The organism is Pseudoflavonifractor sp. BSD2780061688st1 E11 (assembly GCF_005844125.1).
GTDB lineage: Bacteria > Bacillota > Clostridia > Lachnospirales > Lachnospiraceae > Sellimonas > Sellimonas catena.
Genome location: NZ_SPHM01000039.1, coordinates 1 through 18,525, shown reverse-complemented (window position 1 = coordinate 18,525; position 18,525 = coordinate 1). Strand labels below are relative to the sequence as shown.

The 18,525-nt window shown below is 45.6% G+C and carries 16 protein-coding genes and 4 tRNA genes; 1 reads left to right on the top strand and 19 read right to left on the bottom strand.

What is annotated here, in order from left to right; translation table 11 throughout:
* Positions 1-63 precede the first annotated feature (63 nt).
* The 15 genes from FGQ85_RS14795 to FGQ85_RS14725 form a co-directional block, all read right to left on the bottom strand.
* A complete protein-coding gene (locus FGQ85_RS14795; RefSeq protein WP_242959032.1) occupies positions 64-1,422 on the bottom strand; it encodes an MATE family efflux transporter in 1,359 nt (452 codons plus the stop codon).
* A gap of 15 nt (positions 1,423-1,437) precedes the next feature.
* Positions 1,438-3,003, bottom strand: coding sequence for a ClC family H(+)/Cl(-) exchange transporter (locus FGQ85_RS14790; RefSeq protein ID WP_138373832.1), 1,566 nt, complete (start codon positions 3,001-3,003; stop codon positions 1,438-1,440).
* A gap of 163 nt (positions 3,004-3,166) precedes the next feature.
* Positions 3,167-3,856 (bottom strand): hypothetical protein, encoded by a 690-nt coding sequence (locus FGQ85_RS14785; protein WP_138373831.1) that lies wholly within the window; start codon positions 3,854-3,856, stop codon positions 3,167-3,169.
* Between the two features lie 15 nt (positions 3,857-3,871).
* Positions 3,872-5,944 carry an insulinase family protein gene (locus FGQ85_RS14780; RefSeq protein ID WP_171027985.1) on the bottom strand — a complete coding sequence of 691 codons (2,073 nt, stop codon included), beginning with the start codon at positions 5,942-5,944 and terminating at the stop codon, positions 3,872-3,874.
* Between the two features lie 12 nt (positions 5,945-5,956).
* Entirely contained in the window at positions 5,957-6,271 is a 315-nt protein-coding gene (locus FGQ85_RS14775; protein ID WP_087167680.1) for a thioredoxin family protein, read from the bottom strand.
* Positions 6,272-7,207, bottom strand: a complete 936-nt coding sequence (locus FGQ85_RS14770; RefSeq protein ID WP_087253401.1) for a hypothetical protein — start codon at positions 7,205-7,207, stop codon at positions 6,272-6,274. It abuts the gene before it with no gap.
* A 10-nt stretch (positions 7,208-7,217) separates the two neighbouring features.
* Positions 7,218-7,982 carry a LytTR family DNA-binding domain-containing protein gene (locus tag FGQ85_RS14765; RefSeq protein ID WP_087167682.1) on the bottom strand — a complete coding sequence of 255 codons (765 nt, stop codon included), beginning with the start codon at positions 7,980-7,982 and terminating at the stop codon, positions 7,218-7,220.
* A gap of 3 nt (positions 7,983-7,985) precedes the next feature.
* Entirely contained in the window at positions 7,986-8,471 is a 486-nt protein-coding gene (locus FGQ85_RS14760) for a hypothetical protein (RefSeq protein ID WP_087167683.1), read from the bottom strand.
* An 18-nt stretch (positions 8,472-8,489) separates the two neighbouring features.
* Entirely contained in the window at positions 8,490-10,208 is a 1,719-nt protein-coding gene (locus FGQ85_RS14755) for an ABC transporter ATP-binding protein (protein ID WP_138373829.1), read from the bottom strand.
* Entirely contained in the window at positions 10,205-11,935 is a 1,731-nt protein-coding gene (locus FGQ85_RS14750) for an ABC transporter ATP-binding protein (protein ID WP_138373828.1), read from the bottom strand. The genes FGQ85_RS14755 and FGQ85_RS14750 overlap by 4 nt, the downstream gene beginning before the upstream one ends.
* Positions 11,936-12,008: 73 nt before the next feature.
* Complete coding sequence (locus FGQ85_RS14745) at positions 12,009-12,500, bottom strand: hypothetical protein (RefSeq protein ID WP_087167686.1); 492 nt, start codon at positions 12,498-12,500, stop codon at positions 12,009-12,011.
* Positions 12,501-12,961: 461 nt separating this feature from the next.
* A tRNA-Pro gene (locus tag FGQ85_RS14740) sits at positions 12,962-13,035 on the bottom strand.
* Between the two features lie 4 nt (positions 13,036-13,039).
* Positions 13,040-13,110, bottom strand: a tRNA-Gln gene (locus FGQ85_RS14735).
* 74 nt (positions 13,111-13,184) lie between these two features.
* A tRNA-Pro gene (locus FGQ85_RS14730) sits at positions 13,185-13,258 on the bottom strand.
* 4 nt (positions 13,259-13,262) lie between these two features.
* Positions 13,263-13,333, bottom strand: a tRNA-Gln gene (locus FGQ85_RS14725).
* A 148-nt stretch (positions 13,334-13,481) separates the two neighbouring features.
* Here FGQ85_RS14725 and FGQ85_RS14720 point away from each other — a divergent pair.
* On the top strand, positions 13,482-14,273 hold the full coding sequence (locus FGQ85_RS14720; RefSeq protein ID WP_138373827.1) for a MerR family transcriptional regulator: 792 nt from the start codon (positions 13,482-13,484) through the stop codon (positions 14,271-14,273).
* A gap of 92 nt (positions 14,274-14,365) precedes the next feature.
* On the opposite strand, the gene FGQ85_RS14715 is transcribed toward FGQ85_RS14720, so the two are convergent.
* The 4 genes from FGQ85_RS14715 to FGQ85_RS14700 form a co-directional block, all read right to left on the bottom strand.
* A complete protein-coding gene (locus FGQ85_RS14715; protein WP_087167688.1) occupies positions 14,366-15,580 on the bottom strand; it encodes an LL-diaminopimelate aminotransferase in 1,215 nt (404 codons plus the stop codon).
* A gap of 132 nt (positions 15,581-15,712) precedes the next feature.
* Positions 15,713-16,516 carry a diaminopimelate epimerase gene (dapF, locus tag FGQ85_RS14710; protein ID WP_087167689.1) on the bottom strand — a complete coding sequence of 268 codons (804 nt, stop codon included), beginning with the start codon at positions 16,514-16,516 and terminating at the stop codon, positions 15,713-15,715.
* Between the two features lie 53 nt (positions 16,517-16,569).
* Positions 16,570-17,340 (bottom strand): polysaccharide deacetylase family protein, encoded by a 771-nt coding sequence (locus FGQ85_RS14705; protein ID WP_171027984.1) that lies wholly within the window; start codon positions 17,338-17,340, stop codon positions 16,570-16,572.
* A gap of 62 nt (positions 17,341-17,402) precedes the next feature.
* Positions 17,403-18,419: a YeiH family protein gene (locus FGQ85_RS14700; protein ID WP_138373825.1), complete on the bottom strand. Its 1,017-nt coding sequence runs from the start codon at positions 18,417-18,419 to the stop codon at positions 17,403-17,405.
* Positions 18,420-18,525 lie beyond the last annotated feature (106 nt).

Sequence of the window (18,525 nt, the reverse complement as noted above, 5' to 3'; positions counted from 1 at the left end):
TTAAACTGTTTCAATTTATTATCAGTTTACTAGAGTTCCTGCTGTTTTGCAACCAGAAACAGATCATTCTCCTCTTTTTCCCAGTTTTCTGTAGACAGTCACATACATGGTGGCGAAACATGCCACACCTCCGATCAGATTGGAAACCGGCTCTGCAAGGAATACACCGTTTACACCAAGCCCTCCGATCATCGGGAGGCAGATGGTAAGCGGAATGACAATAATCGCCTTTCTGAGCAGGGAAAAGAACACCGCCTGCTTCGATTTTCCAAGCGCCACAAAGGTAGACTGGCCGGTAAACTGAAGTGCCATCAGAAAGATTCCGAAAAAATATATCCGAAACGCGCCCACCCCTGCTTCAAGCAGCTCCGGTTCACTGTTGAACAGATGAATAAAAAACTGTGGTACGGCAAACAGAACCGCCCAGACCGCGCAGGTAAATACGATACAGCTCGTACCCATAAAACGGATGGCTTTCTTTACTCTTTCGTATTCCCCCGCTCCATAGTTGAATCCGATCACCGGCTGTGCGCCGTTGGTCAGGCCGTTCACCGGCATGGTAATAATTTCCCGGACAGAATTGATTACCGTCATGACTCCGACGTACAGATCCCCTCCATACCGGGAGAGCATAGCATTGCAGACGATCTGTACCGAACCGTTCGTCACCGACATGACAAACCCGGAAAGTCCAAGTCCTGTAATTTCCCGGATCAGTTTCCCCTCCAGTCTCATATCTTTTTTATTCAGCCGGAAAAGAACATGATTCCCTCTCAGAAACCAGAACACGTAGGCTGCCGACACTCCCTGGGAAATTACGGTCGCCGCCGCCGCTCCGTATACGCCCATATGAAATCCGAAAATAAAAACCGGATCCAGCACGATATTCAGGACTGCACCGATCAAAACAGTGAGCATTCCCATCTTTCCAAAGCCCTGGGCGTTGATAAAGTTGTTCATACCAAGACTGATCATCACAAACAGTGTCCCTGTCAGATAAACGGAAAGATACGCCTGTGCATACGGATAGGTCTGGTCGCTGGCACCGAAAAGGTAAAGCATCGGTCTCATGGTGAGATAGCAGAACGCCATCAGGATCACGCCTGTCATCAAAAGCAGCGTAAAGGAATTCCCCATAATTTTCTCAGCCCGTTTTACGTCTCCCGCTCCTCTTGCAATCGAACAAAGCGGAGCACCTCCCATGCCGAACAGATTGGAAAATGCTGTAATCATCGTAATAACCGGAAGCGCAAGCCCGATCCCGGTCAGCGCCTCTGTCGACGCATCCGGAAGATGTCCGATATAAATCCTGTCTACCACACTGTAAAGCACGTTGACAAGCTGGGCCACTGTCATAGGGACAGCCAGACTCCATATATTCTTTGCCACGCTTCCTTTACTGAAATCATTTTTTGTATCCAAATTTCATCGCCTCTTTTACTCGTTTCTGCACAACTGCTTCATCTGGTCACACACTTCGCCGTTGTGCGCTTCGTCGGTCATTGTGATAATAACATCCCCGGTCTGAATCTTTGTTTTTCCTTTCGGGATCAGTTCTTTCTCACCCCGCCGGATCGATACAAGCAGGCACGCTTTTGGCCAGCTGACCTCTTTTACCATGCATCCGGCAACAGGAGAACCTTCTGCCACCGCATAATAATCCAGTACCTTTTCTCCTCCTTCTTCCGGCATCTGCCCGTTTTGCCCTTTCAGAAGTCCTGCAAGAAGACTTTCATAAATCGGCTCTGACTTTAACATCATGGCCGTTATGTATGCAATGACCGTGACAACAGACAGGGAAAGCATCTGGCTCAACGATCCTGTCAGCTCAAAAATCAGAATGATTCCGGTCATCGGGGCGCGTACCACCGCCGTAAAAAATCCCGCCATTGCAAGCAGAATGAAATTGTTGATATATTCTGCCGGAACGCCGAACATTTCATTGCATACTGTCCCGAAAACGCATCCTGCAAACGCGCCGAGCACCAGCATCGGGAAAAAGATCCCGCCCGGGACCCCGGAGCCGAAACTGACTGCTGAAAATAAAAACCTTAAAACGAACAGCACAATCAACGTCTGCAGCACCATTCTCTCATGCGTCATCGTATCGATCAGGCTGTGTCCGTTTCCCAGAATCTCCGGTACCGTAAATCCGAGAATCCCGGCAGCCAGGAACGGGAACACCGCTTTCCCGACCGGTCCCAGAAACGCAGCCTTCTTATAGAGGCTCTGGACTTTCAAAGTAAACCAGTTATAAAACACACCGAAGACTCCTAAGACCAGTCCCATGACAATGAGCAGTCCGTAATATCTCTGAGGCAGATTCCCTGCAATGTCAAACTGAAACACCGGATCCATCCCCAGAACATGAGATGTCATATAGTCGGCAACAACCGCCGAGGTCATGGCAGAAATAAACACCGGCGCCGTGAAGTTTTTATGAATCTCTTCCATGGTAAACATGACGCCTGCAAGAGGAGCCTGAAATGCCGCCGCCATTCCCGCACTGGCGCCGCAGGTCAAAAGGAATTTTTCCTCCGTCTTTCCACGTTTTAAAACACGGGAGATCCCTTTTCCCGCCATAGCTCCAAGCTGAATGGACGGGCCCTCCCGACCAAGGGCAAGTCCGCCGAACATTCCCAGAAAGCCGCCCAGAAATTTCGCCGGAAGAATCCGGTACCACCGCTGTTCCAGCTTTCCTTCCATCTCACCTTTTAACTGCGGGATACCGCTGCCCGAAATCATCGGCTCCCACCGGACAAGAAGGCCGGTCACAACCGCCATCAGAAGAAGCGCTCCGATCCAAAGCGCCGACCGGAGCGGATCTCCTTTGCACATCTCCAGGATCTGACGCATCCATGTCCCCGCATAGTTCAGGCAGATCCGGTACAAAAGCACAATGCCTCCGGCAACGGCTCCCACCAGAATTCCTTCCCCGATCATAATAACCGGGAAATCCGCAGATCTGCGAATCGTATAAGATATATCTTTCTTTTCTCTCATCGTTTCACCCATTTCTTTAGATTAATTCTCTCACAGTTTTCAGTATAGCACAAAAGCAGGGAAGCCGGTCATTTGATTTTGACCGGCTTCTTCCATGATTCGGTGAATTTCTCCCAGATATTCTTATTCTCCTTCTCCATCTTTATCATTTCTCTATTAAGATTTACTCCATCAGTACTGTTACATTGTCAAATTGGTCGGCTGTCTCTTCAATCTTCGTTCTGTTTCCAAGAACACAGACAATTCCCTCTTTGGCAAAGCTCTCCATCGTCTGATACCTGTTTTTCAAATCTTCTTCCGATGCTTTTAACACCCCTTCTCTGATCTTTGCTCTGGTCTGTGGCTCTTCCTGCCTCAGATACCAGGAATCCATTCGTTTTGCCTGTACATATGTTTTAGAAGTCCGGTCATATCCGGCAACTGCACCAATCTTATAATTCAGAAGTTCCTGCTCTCCTAATTCAAGATTTTTCAACCACCCTGAAGCGCTTTGGAAGACTTCTATCGTCCTTTTTACGTTCGGATCTCGATAGGAGCTCATAATCCAGCTTTGATTTGGGAGTACAGACATCCGGCATCCGTAGGCCCCTCCTTCAGCGCGGATTTTGGCCCACAGATAATCAAAGCTCACCATTCTGCCAAGAAGATAATCCTCACCGGTATATTCCCCGATTCCTCCAAGCGCAACATAGGATACCTCCGACGGAATAATGAATGCCTCTGATTTCCCGGGAAGCAATTTATCCTGATACCACCCGGGATCCCCTTTTCTTTCACTACCGACGAACCTCGAAGCTGCTATCAACTTACGGAAACCGGTATAAGATTTCTCTGTGCCTGTAAAGCTCATCACCAGATTAGACTTACTTCAAAGCTTCTTCTGAATTTTCTTAAGCTCCCGGATAATCTGCCCCTGATCCACGTCAAAGTTCTTTAGAAGTTTTCCCAAGAACTGATAATAGCGAATTCCGTTATAACGTTCCCTTGCCGCTCCTTCCGGCATATAGTGTGCTGCCACGCGGCCAGATGCATAACTGTCTCCGCTGGTAACAAATCCCCTCTCCAGTTCCATCCGGCTCTGCCTGATCCTTTTCAGAATAATCTCCGGATGCTCCAGAATGGTGTCATACAGCAACTCTTCTCCCAGTTTTACCGCTCTTGGAAGATTCTGTTCCAGACAGCTTACATCCATCACAAATTTAAGCCTGACATGCCGGATATCATCTGCATTGGTGTACGCTTCCAGATAAGTCCTTACATTTCCAAGCCACATATTTTTCTCAATCACTAATTCTTCCAGACTGTGTATTCTTGTAGGAAGACTTCCCAGAAGTTCGGAAAACAGCTTGGCATAAGGAACTTCCTCCGGTTCCAGCTCACTGATATCAAAATAGCAGCTTTGATATGCCACTCCTTTTGAAGGGATCTCCTGCTTCAGATATGTAACCCCCTCCTCTTCCTCTACCCTTGTAAGCGGCTCCTCTTTCTTTTGAAACAGGTCATCCACAGACAGCGCCGGCAGATCTTCTGTCTCTTCTTTTTGCTTCTTCTCTTCGACCTTTTCAAGAGGTTCCAGAAAAACCTCTGCCTCATAATCATTTTCCAGGAAGGTTTCTCTTAGAAGTGCTTCAAAGTATCTTTCCTTTACAAGGGTCCTCATCTTTCTGTATGTTTCTTCAAATTCTATCATCTCGCAAGGTCCGGTTCCCTGTGCCCATCCTCCGGCAATATCCAGTACACATTCTATTCCCTCCGGCTGGTTTCCGCCTTTTTCCCTCATCCAAAATTCCAGACGGTTAATTGCCGAAATCAATACTTCTTCTTTGATTCCTTCTCTGCAAAGTCTGTCCGCCTGTTCCTTGATAACCGTTTTCAACTGGCCGGCAGTTTCTTTGTCCGTATTCTTTATTTTAATGGCAAGATAGGGTTGTCTGATACCATCCATAATAAAATACTGAATTTCCGGGATTCCAAGACTCTGAATAAGCCCTTTTTTCATCGGTGCTTCGTCTTCCCCCATAATCGCCTGCATAAGAATATAGACTGCATTCATACGTTCCCGGTTGTCAAAATCTCCCAGACTATAGGTGCATGACGCAAACACCCCCTGATCACCGAACTTATCCTTGTCATACAGCTTTTTTCGGATTCCCTTTACAGGTTTCTGTCTCATGACCGGCTTCGCAGGTTCTGAGCGTTTCATTTTTCCCAGATAAGCTTTATCAATATACTCAAACAGTTGTTCCGTATTCATTCTTCCATATAGAACAATACAGCAGTTGGACGCATTATAAAACGTCCTGTAATATTCCAGAAATTCCTCATAAGATAGAGCAGGAATCGTATCCGGAAATCCTCCGGATACAAAACGGTAAGCCGTTTCCGGAAACATTGCTTTAGATATTTCATCCTCTAATATGTTGTCCAGGGATGAAAAGACACCTTTCATCTCATTATAAACAACGCCATTAATCTCCGGAGTTTTTCCATCTTCGCACTGAAAATGCCAGCCCTCCTGTTCAAAGATCTCTTTATCCGTAAGAACATTCGGACAAAATACCGCGTTTAAATAAACATCCGCCAGATTCATAAAATCCTTTTCATTCTCTGTACAAAAGGGATATACTGTATGATCCGGATACGTAATTGCATTTACGAATTCTGCCATGGAATGTTTCATCAGATTGACGAACGTATCTTTATCCGGATATTTGCGGGAACCGTTCAGCACAGAATGCTCCAGAATATGAAAAACTCCCGTGCTGTCCTTTGGTATGGTCCGAAATCCAATCAAAAAGCTCTTTTTAACGTCCTGATTGTCTATGACGATAACCTGCGCCCCGGTTGACAGGTGCTCCATCTGAATAATATCTCCCTCAACCTCCCGCACATACTTCTTTTCTTTAACTTCAAATCCATAGATTTTTTCCCCGATTTCCATATCCATTCCCTCTTAATACATGAATTCTGTGATCTTCTTTTTTATCTCTTCCACTTCCATCACACCTACGTTTTCATACTTCTTTTCACCGTCTTTGTAGAATTGAACGGTTGGAACAGCAAAAATACGATTCTCTTTGGCAAGCTTCGGATAATCTGTAGTATTCACTTTGACGATATGGATAAACGGAAGTTCCGCGTCTAACTCTTCTAAAATACGTGAAAAGGCTTTACAGGGTACGCACGTTGTGGAAAAGAAATCCACGATCACAAATCCTTCCTTAATCTGTTCCTTAAAACTCTCATCATCCGCATATTGAATTGCCATCTACTTTTCCTCCTTAAAAAAATTCTCTGTCACATATTCTTTTACCTTATTGTAATAATAATTTACATAAAATAAAATTTCCGAATATTCATAAGTATTGATTTTTTCTGCATTTTCTTTCGTTTCATGCCAGAATTTCACGTACTCATCTATATCGTCCCGGTATTGCTCCATCGTATATCCAACGCCGCTTTTTTCTGCGTATTCCCGCCCCAGAAGGTAGCCGCAGAGTCTGTCCCATGAATCGTTCTGCACGCTTGCGAATAATTCATAATAGCTTGAGAACGGCATCTTCCCTTCAAATTCCTCTGGCGTCATGGTTTCCAGATTCAACCCCTGTTCTTTGGAAATTGTCTTCAATCTCTTAATTTCATGATCTGTCATTTCTTTCCAGTCCGCCTTCTTAAGATCAAACGTACTGGCCTCAAAAACTTTGTCTATCACATATTGGACTGCTTCGTATCCCTCGTTTTTTGCAATCTTCTTTTTCTGTTCCCGGATCAGACGAGCCTCATATTGTTCTATATTGCTCACTCCTTCAATTCCAAGAGCTTCTATCATCCCGTCCGTGATCACAGGAATCTTTTTTTGCTGAATGGAACGAACCGTTACAGTCACTTTCTCTCCGTCGACGTCCAGCTCACCGGCCGTCCCTTTTTTCAGCCCGATGCACATCGTTTCCAGCTTCTTGTGAAAGAACCCCTGTCCTACCATAATTTTCACGTTCTCTCTGTTAAAAAACGGATTTGCCGATTCCATATCGCATACAATAAGTGCTCCGTCCGTAACTTCCCCCGCTTCTTCCCATGTGCTGTTCTTGTTTTTTATAAAATCTATTTCTTTCTTGTACGCCTTCTCATCAAGCTTGAATACTTTCTTGTACATACTGATATCCACCTGATCATATTCGACAAACGATAAAACTTTTGACTTCATCTTTCTCCTCCTAAAGCGTAAGCTTCGCATATTTACTTTTTAGCAGTTGGAGTACTTCCTTATATTTCTCGCGACTCACCATAACTTCCCCTGCATATCCGTCGAAAATCAGCGCAAAATTTTTCGATTCATTATCCGCCCGAACATAAGATACTTTGGAAAGATTCACGATAAATGACTGATAGCACCGGTAAAAATTATAACCTTCCAGAATCTGTTCCAATTCATTCATGGAATATCCGGCAAGGACCATCTCTTTTCCGTCCACCATCACCATCTTGTTCTTTCGGTCCGTCCGTTCGATAAAAAGAACCTTATCAATATTCACGAGCTGATATCCGTTTCTCGTCTTGATCATCATAGAACGGTTCACGGATAACCGTTTGTATTGGAGCAGCTCAAACAAATACTGCAGCCGCTTAACCACACGCTGAAGCACACGGTTATCGAACGGAAGCCGAAAATATTCATCGCAGCAGCAGTCAAATACCTGCCCTGCCTCTAACTTTTCTTCTGAATACAACACCACCAAGACATCCGGCTTTATCTGGGACAGATTGTATGCCAGAAAGGAGCCGTCCCCGCTATATCTTGGATTTCCTGTTTTTATGTTGATAAACACCGCGTCCACATCGTTCAGACAGATATATTTATTGGCTTCATTGATTCCGTCAAAGGTATGCACAATGTCAAATACATTATAAAACGCCAGTAATTCTTTCAGTTCTGTGCACAATGTTTCATCACTTTCTACCAAAACAAGCTTCATTTTCATCAATCAATTCTCCTGACCAAATTCTTCAAACGCTTTTTCTAATGCCTCCACATCACCTTCATAATAGGTTGATAAAAGTGCAAAAGGACCATTTTTCTTCGGCATAATAATCGTACCGGCTCCATATAAATTGATTTCGCCTTTTGTCCTGAGACTCTCATATGCCTGATACTCGTCAGATTCCGGATCCAGATTTTCCAGATCCCACCAGTATATTTCGGCTCCGTCATACCTTAGCGCGAGCGTACACAGGCCTTCCGCACTAAGCGTCACTTTCGTGTCCGCATGGATCAGCCCCTTCTCCTCCAGAAATGAGACAAGTTCATCCACTGTCTTATTCCAGACAGGCATTTCTTTATCCTCTTCTTCAGGCACAGCCGCTTCTTCCTCTTTTGGAGGCATAAAGTCTTTAGACGACGCCACATATCCTACCATCCCACAAAACAGTAATACGAAAAGCAGGGAAGACACAATCGTAAATTTTTTCATAATCATTCCTTCTTTCTTTTAAGATGCCTCAGCAGACTGCAGATATTCCTGATAAGTCCTGCTTACGGCAAGTACTTCTTCATGGGTTCCGCAAGCTTCAAGGCGTCCGTGACACATAACAACCAGATAGTCTGCTTCTGCAATCTCGCGCATATCATGGGCAATGAAAACAATCGTATTGCCTTCCATCTTTTTCCTGATACTATGATAGATTTTCATATACGTGTCATGATCCAGACTCGCCCCTGCCTCGTCAAGAATCAGATAATCCGGCTTCGCAATCAATGCCCTGGCAATGGCTATTCTCTGTTTCTGACCGCTTGACAAACGGTTTCCTGCCTCTCCAAGAGTTGTATCATATCCGTTGGGAAGCGCATCTATAAAAGAATCCGCTCTGGCTTCTTCCGCTGCTTTTTTCATCTCTTTCTCCGTCGTTTCTCCCTCTGCACCATACAGAATGTTATCCCGGATTGTACCTGACATCAGCGGATTGTTCTGGAGTACATAGCCAAATTTTTTATGACATTCCCGGGGACTCGTTTCGCTTATTTTGTTTCCTCCGACCCATATTTCTCCCGAATCAGGTTGGTAGAATCCCTGTATCAGTTTCATGACTGTAGATTTTCCGGAACCATTATCGCCGATCACTGCCGTTGTCTTTCCTCCCGGAATGCAAACGGAAAAGTCATGAAGGATTTCTTTTTCGTTCCCGTATCCAAAGTTCACGTTTTTGAATACAATATCTTTGTTCCCTGATTCTGTCCAGGAATTACCTTTTTCTGTATGTTCCTCTTCCATATCAAGAATATCCCCGACATGGACAAGTGCGCCTTTTGAGCCCATCACGTTCTGCCACACCGTCAAAAGCTCCGCCATATAAAGATTCACCTGCGTCATATAGGTGCTGAACATATTAATCCCTGTTGATTCCATTTTCCCGGCGTTAATCAATCTGGAACCGCCCACTGCCATTACAACAGTCGTAAGAAGCGAATAAAGGGAATTGGCCAGAACCTGAATCTGCTCCATGAAAGCATAGTATATATCTGCCTTATACCGTGAATCGATTGCCGCATATCCGCTTTCCAGCTCTTTTTCTTCCATTACCTGCGCTTTTACATATTTCCCGGCCGACAGGTGTTCGGAGAAAAATGTGGTCATTTCATTCAACGCCGCATAGCGCTTTTTCATTATAGTAAACTGCAGCCTGCCGACGATGATAAACATTGCCACCGCAACCGGTATGCAGATCAAAAGGTATGCTGTGAGAGGCGAATTGTATTGATACAAGATCATACAGGCGCGGACAAATCCGAATAACGACGCAGCTCCTGAGAATATTCCGCTGATCACCAGAGTTGCCTGAGTTACGTCGTTCGTAACGGCCGACACCAGCGAGGACGGCTGTTCCTTTTCGAACTGATCCATCGGAAGATGCAGGATCTTCCTCCACATCGAAAGCCTTACCCGCAGGATCACTTTTTGATTGGCATACTCTTGCACAAGCGGCCGCAAAAATCCCAGCAACGCATTAAAAATCGTAAAAAACACATAGCCTAAAATAACAGAATTATATAGTTCCCCCTTGTTCACACGGACCAGATACTCCGATACTCTCATTCCGATCTCGGCATAAACCACGCCGCTTCCGAATGCAATCAGGTAGAGCCACCAGGGGATCGAAAGCCTTCTGTAAAAGTTCAGAAAAAACGATATTACATGTTTGTTGTTTTTCATCTGCCCTGTCCCTCACTTCCTATTAATTCTCGGTAATATGTATTCTCGGCATATACTTCCTCCGGTTCTCCCTGACAGATAATCCTTCCGTTATGCATTACTATGATATAATCTGCTTTCTGTACGGTCTGTCTGTCGTGGGCAACCATAAGCACGGTTTTACCTTCCATATGCCGTTTCACACTCTTCCATACCTGATCTTTTCCCCGGATGTCCATAGCCGCGGTCGCCTCATCCATAAACAGATAATCCGATTGTTTCAGAAGCGCCCTCGCAAAAGCAATCCGCTGTTTCTGTCCGCCGGAAAGTTTGTCGCCCTGCTCGCCTACATCCGTCTGGAAGCCCTCCGGCTGTTCCCTGATAAAATCCATGATTTCTGCGTCCGTACATGCTTTTTCCAGTTCTTCATCCGTGACTTCTCTCTTAATTCCGAACAGGATATTGTCGCGGAGCGTTCCTGCAAACAATGTACTTTCCTGTGTTACGTATGAGATCTCGCTTCGGAAGCTCTTGAGCGAATACCGTGCGGTATCTTTGCCCCCAAATAAAATCTTGCCTCCCGAAACCGGATACATACGCTCCACCAGATTCAGAAGGGTCGTCTTTCCGCTTCCTGACGGTCCGATAAGCGCCGTCACGCGCCCTGCAGGGATCTTCAGATTGAGTTTATCGAATATAAGTTTCTCTTCATAAGAAAAATCAACCTCTTTTAATTCAATATCGCCGCTGAGACGTTCCACATGCTCGCCGGCTTCTACGTCTTCTTCCATTTCTTCCATAATCTGAGCTACTCTTCTGGTCGCTCCCTGGGAACCCTTGAAGGTTGTCCAATATACACAGTACGTGCTGAGCTGATTAACGATATTCACCGCGAATCCATAATAGGCAATCCATTGGGTAAGAGTCAATGCGCCGGATGAATAAAAGCTTCGGCCTACCATCACGATCACAATAAACTGCATAGCTCCCACCAATGCATACATTGGAGTTGCGAATCCCAGCCATGCATTCAGAATCGAACTCTTATAGAGCTCTTTCATTTTCTCCCGCCCTGTCTGAAGTTCTTTTTCTTCTTTTCCGTAAGATTTGACGAGAAGAAGATTATTGGTTTTTTCTGCAATCGTCTGTGTCAACTCTGCATTTTTTTGATTTACCAGATCCAATACTCCGAATTTCATCTTTCCCATGACAAATGCAATGACTAAATTCAGCGGAAGAACCGCGATCAGAGCAATCATCAGCTTCTGGTCGTAGGATCCGATTTTTCCCAGAGTAATGACCAGTGTGTACGTGGAAGTGAGAATTGCAACAAATACCTGCATGATAAGCTGACTGATCGCTGTGATATCTGTTGTAATACGGGAAATCATTTCTTTCGGCTTATTTTTTTCGTAATATAGAAGCGGCAGCCTGACGGCCTTCCTCCAGATCATTTTCCTGATATTACGGTCAATCCGCGCAACACACAAGTTACTCATAATCTTACTAACCGAACTGATCAGCTGGGATAGTAATGTAAAAGCCAAAAACGGAAGAATCACGGTACCAAAATTCACATTCCCGGCAAATAATTCGGCCGTGTATTCCGTTACGCTGATTCCTACATTGCTAAGAAGAGCTGTAATGGCAATATATGCAAGAATCCACAGATAAGGAAGTCTTGCCTTCTGCAGCATGCGGAAGAAGCGTCCCATGCTGCCCCTGTCTTTTCCAAAAACCCGTTCCATATTGTTTCCCTACCTTTTCTTAATTTCAGAGCATTGGTACTAGAATATAAATAGTGCAAATCACATTGAACTGTTATTCGTTTTCTATCATTTCAAACACTTTAACCGCATCCTGTTTCTTTTCATAATCCTCTGAAAATGCAATTGCGTAAGTTCCGTTTACCGCTTCCGTCTCAAGGACCGCAGCGCCTCCGGCAAGGACTATCGTTCCTTGGTTGGCAGCCATAGACTCATAGTTTTCATATAGATCCGTCTTGTTTTCCGGATCCCACCAGAACAGCCAGAGTCCATCATAATCATATGCTTTATCCGCCACTTTCGTCTCAGTAAACTGTCCATTCGTATTGTCTGTGAGATATCCTGGTGTTTCATTGATATCTACCGGTTCGCAGTCCTCCAAAATGAGTCCTTCCTGCTCAAAATAATCCACCATATCTTCGTATGGAGAAGTGGACGCATTCACTTCAATTTTTTCTTCTTTCGACGTACATCCCGCCATCATTCCGCATACAGTTGCTGTTACAATGGCAGCTGCCACAATCTTCTTCATCCTTTTTGTGCTCATCTCATCAATCTCCTTTTATAAAAATTTTACAATCAAGTTTCTTTATTTTTACAATAAAATCAGCAGTTTAACAAGAAGGTTATCCTATTTTGTCCTTCATTTCGCTCATAGTGTCTTTTTATCTCTCATCTCAGTTATTTTCACTTCCGCCTCCTGCTCTGTCTGATAAGCTCTTTTAGGAGATCTTTAAAAAGTCATTCATCAAAAAACTCCCCTGCCCGTCTACAGGCAAAGGGAGTTTTTTAACTGGCGCCGCATTGATTTAAGAACCGTACTATACTCATGCCAGAGCCACGAGTACGGACCGGATGCAGCCCTTTCCGACTGGATCATTCTTTTTAAAAATTACTTCATTGGATAAGTATTGACAAAACCTTTTTAGAAATTCAGTTATATTTTCGCAAAAAATAAAAACACCGTAAAACCCTGATATTAAGGCTTTACGGTATCTAATAAAAAAATCGGAGTGACAGGATTTGAACCTGCGGCCTCTACGTCCCGAACGTAGCGCTCTACCAAGCTGAGCCACACTCCGAAAGCTACGGATAGAGGACTCGAACCTCTACTAACAGAGTCAGAGTCTGCTGTGCTGCCATTACACCAATCCGCATCGCTGCTTTCTGTCTTTCAAAGCGTTTTTAATATATGTTGTTTTCATCGGCAAAAATTGAATTTTTCCGGTGATCGGAGTGACAGGATTTGAACCTGCGGCCTCTACGTCCCGAACGTAGCGCTCTACCAAGCTGAGCCACACTCCGATAACTACGGATAGAGGACTCGAACCTCTACTAACAGAGTCAGAGTCTGCTGTGCTGCCATTACACCAATCCGCATCAGCATTTGCCGTGTCACTGTTTTATCAGCGAACAAGACTATTATATCAAAAAAATTTTGATTGTCAACACTTTTTTTCATTTTCTCTTCCACCTTCTTCCAAACCCTGATATAATACGAACAACAATGGTTTTTCAGGAGGCGCTTATGAAACAGTATTTTAAAATCGGAGAAATCTCAAAGCTGTATCAGATCAGTGTGGACACACTGCGTTACTATGAGGAGCTTGGTCTCCTGACACCGAAGCGCGGTGAAAACGGATACCGCCTCTATCGTCTCAATGATATCTGGCGTCTGAATGTGATCCGGGATCTTAGGGGGCTTGGATTTCCCATGGAGCGGATCCGGGAATATTTAAATGACCGGAGTATTCATACGACGGAACAGCTGCTCCGGGATGAGCTGGATGCGATCCGCCTGAAAATCACAGACCTTACGAAGCTTCAGTCTAATGTGCAGGAGCGCCTTGCAACGATCCGGAAGGCGGAGGAGCAGCCTCTTGAGACTGTCGTGGAAAAGTATCTCCCGGCGCGGCCCTGCCATATTCTTCACTCCGGCTATCAGAAAGATGAAGAGATGGATGTTCTGATGAAACAGCTGTTTAACCAGTCCCAGGACACTCTCTATATTATCGGCAGCAATCATATCGGTTCTTTGCTGCCTGCCGCATCTGCCAGGGAAGGAAATTACACTGGCTACGAGGGAGTATTTCTCATTGCCGAGGACGGTCCGGATACCTTGCCGGAAGGACGTTATCTTTCCTACAGCTACCATGGAAGCGCCGTCCACAATGCCGAAGGCATCCCGAAACTGCTCTCCTACGCCCAGGAGCATGGACTTACGGCCGGGCCATGGTTTCTTGAGCTGCTCTGGGTTGATATCCATCAGTCTGCGGACCCGGATGAACACATCACAGAACTTCAGCTTCTTGTCACCTGAAAGGACATCCCCGTTTTTCGGAGATGTCCTTTTTTGATGCTTTTATTTTTCACCTGATTCTTTCGGCCTGCTTTTTCGCTTTCCGGAGCGTCCTACAGATTTTTGATCCTCTCTACTGCCGCCTTTGTATTTTCGTAAGTACCGAATGCAGTCAGACGGAAATATCCTTCTCCGCTTGGTCCGAATCCGGATCCCGGTGTTCCTACAACGCCTGCCTGTGCAAGCAGATAATCAAAGAACTCCCAGGACGTCATGTTGTCCGGTGTCTTCAGCCAGATATACGGCGAATTTACGCCTCCGGATACAGTATAGCCTGCGTCTTTCAGCCCGTCATAGATTGTCTTTGCGTTTCTCATGTAGTAGGCAATCTGCTCTTTTAACTGTGCTTTTCCTGCCTCGGAATACACTGCTTCTCCTGCTTTCTGTACGATGTACGGAGCCCCGTTGTACTTGGTTCCGTGACGTCTTGCCCAAAGGGAGTGAAGCATCACGTCGCCGCATTTGAGATCCTTCGGGATCACTGTTGCGCCGAGACGCACTCCTGTAAATCCGGCATTTTTGGAAAAGCTGCGAAGCTCGATGGCACAGGTTCTTGCGCCTTCACACTCGTAAATCGTGTGCGGTACGTTTTCCTCGGAAATATATGCCTCGTATGCTGCATCATAAATGATGACGGATCCGTTTTTATTTGCGTAATCTACCCACACCTGAAGCTGGTCTTTTGTGATGGCAGATCCTGTCGGATTGTTCGGGAAGCACAGATAAATCAGATCCGGCACTTCCTTTGGAAGCTCCGGCACAAATCCGTTTTCTGCCGTACACGGCATGTAGATCACATCGCTCCAGATTTCGGACTTCGGATCATAGGTACCGGTACGTCCTGCCATGACGTTCGTATCCACATATACCGGGTATACCGGATCGCAGACAGCGATTTTATTGTCCTGGTCAAAGATCTCCTGAATGTTTCCGGAATCTCCCTTTGCTCCGTCGGAGATAAAGATTTCGTCTGCGTAGATCTCACAGCCTCTTGCCTCATAATCATTCTTTGCCATTGCACTTCTCAGGAACTCGTATCCAAGATCCGGGGCATATCCGTGGAATGTCTCTGCGTGCGCCATTTCATCCACCGCGCTGTGAAGCGCATCGATAATCGCCGGTGCCAGCGGCTGTGTCACGTCACCGATTCCAAGCCGAATGATAGATTTGTCCGGATTTGCTTCGGTATATGCCGCTACCTTTTTTGCAATATTTGAAAAGAGATAGCTTCCTGGAAGTTTCAGATAATTTTCATTAATTTTAAACATACCCTGTCTCCTTCTCTTTATTTCTTTAGTGTATTAAACTCATGCCGCGTCTATCATAACACATTTCACGAAACACGTAAAGGAGATTTTTCAGATCCGTAGTACAATTTCGTACTACGCTTATTTTTTTATCTATCCGACACTTCCGGGGTACTCCCCTTCACATACAAAACGGCATCCTCCGGTCAGATACATCTGCCCGTCACTGTCCCATTCCACTTCCATCATACCTCCCGGCATTTCAATATTCACTTTCTGTTTTGTTCTTCCGCTCCGGATGGCCGCCGCTGCCGCGGCACAGGCTCCGCTTCCGCAGGAAAGGGTCTCCTTACTTCCTCTCTCCCATACGCGGATTTTCATACCGGTCTCGGAATATACCTGCACCAGCTCTACATTAATCCCGTCCGGAAAGTCCGAATGGGTACTGACAGCTTCCGCCTTTTTCATATTCCATGTTTTCCAGCTTCCCTCCTCCGGCTCCATGAAAATGACTGCATGGGGATTTCCCATGGAGACAATCATCATCTCCGTCTTCTGTCCTTCCATCGAGATCACGTAAGGCTCCTCCTCAATAACCGGGGTGCCCATGGCCACTGTAGCCTTTCCGGAATCTTCCAGAATCCGGACCGTATGGATTCCACTGTCGGTCTCTACCGCAATCTCCTCTTTTCGTATCTTTTTATAATCATAGAGATATTTTGCCACACAGCGGACACCGTTTCCACACATTTTCCCTCTGGACCCATCCGCATTATACATTTCCATCCGGCAGTCTGCCATATCGGACGGACAGATCAGAATCATTCCGTCCGCTCCAACGCCAAAATGGCGGTCACTGATTTTTCTCGCCAGGGTCTGCGGATTTACGATCTGCTCTTTTTCCTGATCCACGTAGATATAATCATTGCCGCATCCCTCCATTTTTACAAAATGCATCTGCACAAATTCCTCCTGTTGTTTTCTGGTATTGTATGAAGAAAAGCGGCATTTTATGTCATCCTTGGGATCTGTCTTCCTTTTACATCCATGTGATAATTGTCTCTTAGTATCATCTCCGAAACCGGAACAATCTCATATGACTTTTCCTCTATGTTTTCGATCAGTTCTTTTAATGCATCTTTTGTAAATTTTGCTTCGCTGTTCAGACGGATAATGGCTCCATTCCGGAGCTCTTCACTTTCGACCACTTCCTTGATCAGACTTCTTTTCCCATAGTTTTTCCAGTCCCGGGAATCGATTGACCAGCAGATCGTAAAAAACCCTTCCTCCGCGGCAGTCCGGATCAGTGTGTCGCTGTATCGTCCATAGGGAGGGCGGAAAAGTTCCATGGAAATCCCTTCCTCTTTAGCGGTATGTTCTGCTTCCTGCAGTTCTGCCCTGATTTCCGCGGATGTCTGTTCCGACAGATTTTCATGGCTGACTCCCATCGTTCCGATGTCATGTCCTTCCGCTTTCATTCTTCCGACCAGATCCGGATGCTCCCGCATCCATCCGGCAGTCACAAAAAAGGTGGCGCGTATCTTCTCTTCTTTTAATATGTCCAGGATCTCCCCGGTCTTTTTGTCTCCCCAGGCTGTCTCAAAGGTCAGGGCCGCCTGTTTTTCATCCGTCTCCACAGAACAGACCGGCATTTCATGACCGTTTACGCTGTTTCCGACAGTGGTGTATTCTTTTACATACCAGATTCCGCCCGACAGCAGGAAACAGGCTGCCGCGGCAAAAAGGATGTATTTCTTCCATGCTTTTTTCTGAAAAGACATAAAAAAACTCCGGAGCATCTATTGTTCTTATAGTATATGCTCCGAAGTTTTCTTTTACGCATTTACCAGATTCCCAGAAAATGCTGTATCAGAAGGCTCACTCCCGCTATTCCGATCCAGCAGCAAAGTCCCATGAAAATCGGTTTCCCGCCTGTCTTGACCAGCTTCACCAGATTCGTATTAAACCCGATGGCCGCCATTGCCATAATAATAAAGAACTTACTCAGCTCTTTAATCGGTGCAGTCACTGTCACCGGAAGGGAAAATACTGTTGTAATGATAGAAGCGAGCACGAAAAACAGGATAAAAAACGGAAAGATCTTTTTCAGATCAAAGGTTCCGCCTGCCTGCTCTCCGTTTTTCTTTGCCTTTCGCATCTGCCAGATGGAGAGAACCAGTGTGATTGGAATGATCGCAAGAGTCCTTGTCAATTTGACAATCGTCGCCGCATTCAGAGTATTACTGCCGTGAATTCCATCCCATGCCGCTGCCGCCGCCGTCACGGAAGAGGTGTCATTGACCGCCGTTCCGGCAAAAAGACCAAACCCCTCATTGCTCAGTCCCAGAACGGCTCCGAGTTTCGGAAAGATCAGCGCCGCGATCACATTGAAGAGAAAAATAACAGAGATCGACTGGGCAATCTCCTCATCGTCCGCATCAATGACCGGTGCCGTCGCCGCAATGGCCGAACCGCCGCAGATACTGGACCCCACCCCGACCAGCGTCGAGATTTTGGATGGAATCCGCATGACCTTGTGAAGTACAAAGGCAATCACAAGTGAGGTGGAGATCGTCGCAATGATAATTGGAAGAGACTGGCGTCCTTTCTCCAGAATATCCGTCAGATTCATGCCGAATCCAAGCAGAATCACCGCGTACTGTAAAATCTTTTTGGATGTAAATTTGATCCCCGGCTGAAGGGGCTCGCTCCTTTTCACTATCAGGGCAAGACACATCCCGATCAAAATCGCAAACACCGGCCCGCCGACTACCTCAAACTGTTTTCCAAGCAAAAACGCCGGAATGGAGATCAGCAGACAGAACAAAATACCTTTATAAGTTTCCTGAATTGTTTTCATGGTTATCTCCTCTCTTTTTATTTCTGGAATAGGCGTTTGCGAAACGCCACAAGCCGCATAAATACGGCATTTTTTGCTTTTAAAAACAAATAACTCCTCACCTGAT

Bases quoted from the DNA above. Each gene is read 5' to 3' on its own strand.
- FGQ85_RS14745 (WP_087167686.1), bottom strand. From the start codon at position 12,500: ATGAGCACAAAAAGGATGAAGAAGATTGTGGCAGCTGCCATTGTAACA.
- dapF (WP_087167689.1), bottom strand. From the start codon at position 16,516: ATGCATTTTGTAAAAATGGAGGGATGCGGCAATGATTATATCTACGTG.
- FGQ85_RS14760 (WP_087167683.1), bottom strand. From the start codon at position 8,471: ATGAAAAAATTTACGATTGTGTCTTCCCTGCTTTTCGTATTACTGTTT.
- FGQ85_RS14770 (WP_087253401.1), bottom strand. From the start codon at position 7,207: ATGAAGTCAAAAGTTTTATCGTTTGTCGAATATGATCAGGTGGATATC.
- FGQ85_RS14700 (WP_138373825.1), bottom strand. From the start codon at position 18,419: ATGAAAACAATTCAGGAAACTTATAAAGGTATTTTGTTCTGTCTGCTG.
- FGQ85_RS14705 (WP_171027984.1), bottom strand. From the start codon at position 17,340: ATGTCTTTTCAGAAAAAAGCATGGAAGAAATACATCCTTTTTGCCGCG.
- FGQ85_RS14775 (WP_087167680.1), bottom strand. From the start codon at position 6,271: ATGGCAATTCAATATGCGGATGATGAGAGTTTTAAGGAACAGATTAAG.
- FGQ85_RS14720 (WP_138373827.1), top strand. From the start codon at position 13,482: ATGAAACAGTATTTTAAAATCGGAGAAATCTCAAAGCTGTATCAGATC.
- FGQ85_RS14755 (WP_138373829.1), bottom strand. From the start codon at position 10,208: ATGAAAAACAACAAACATGTAATATCGTTTTTTCTGAACTTTTACAGA.
- FGQ85_RS14765 (WP_087167682.1), bottom strand. From the start codon at position 7,982: ATGAAAATGAAGCTTGTTTTGGTAGAAAGTGATGAAACATTGTGCACA.
- FGQ85_RS14715 (WP_087167688.1), bottom strand. From the start codon at position 15,580: ATGTTTAAAATTAATGAAAATTATCTGAAACTTCCAGGAAGCTATCTC.
- FGQ85_RS14750 (WP_138373828.1), bottom strand. From the start codon at position 11,935: ATGGAACGGGTTTTTGGAAAAGACAGGGGCAGCATGGGACGCTTCTTC.
- FGQ85_RS14780 (WP_171027985.1), bottom strand. From the start codon at position 5,944: ATGGAAATCGGGGAAAAAATCTATGGATTTGAAGTTAAAGAAAAGAAG.
- FGQ85_RS14790 (WP_138373832.1), bottom strand. From the start codon at position 3,003: ATGAGAGAAAAGAAAGATATATCTTATACGATTCGCAGATCTGCGGAT.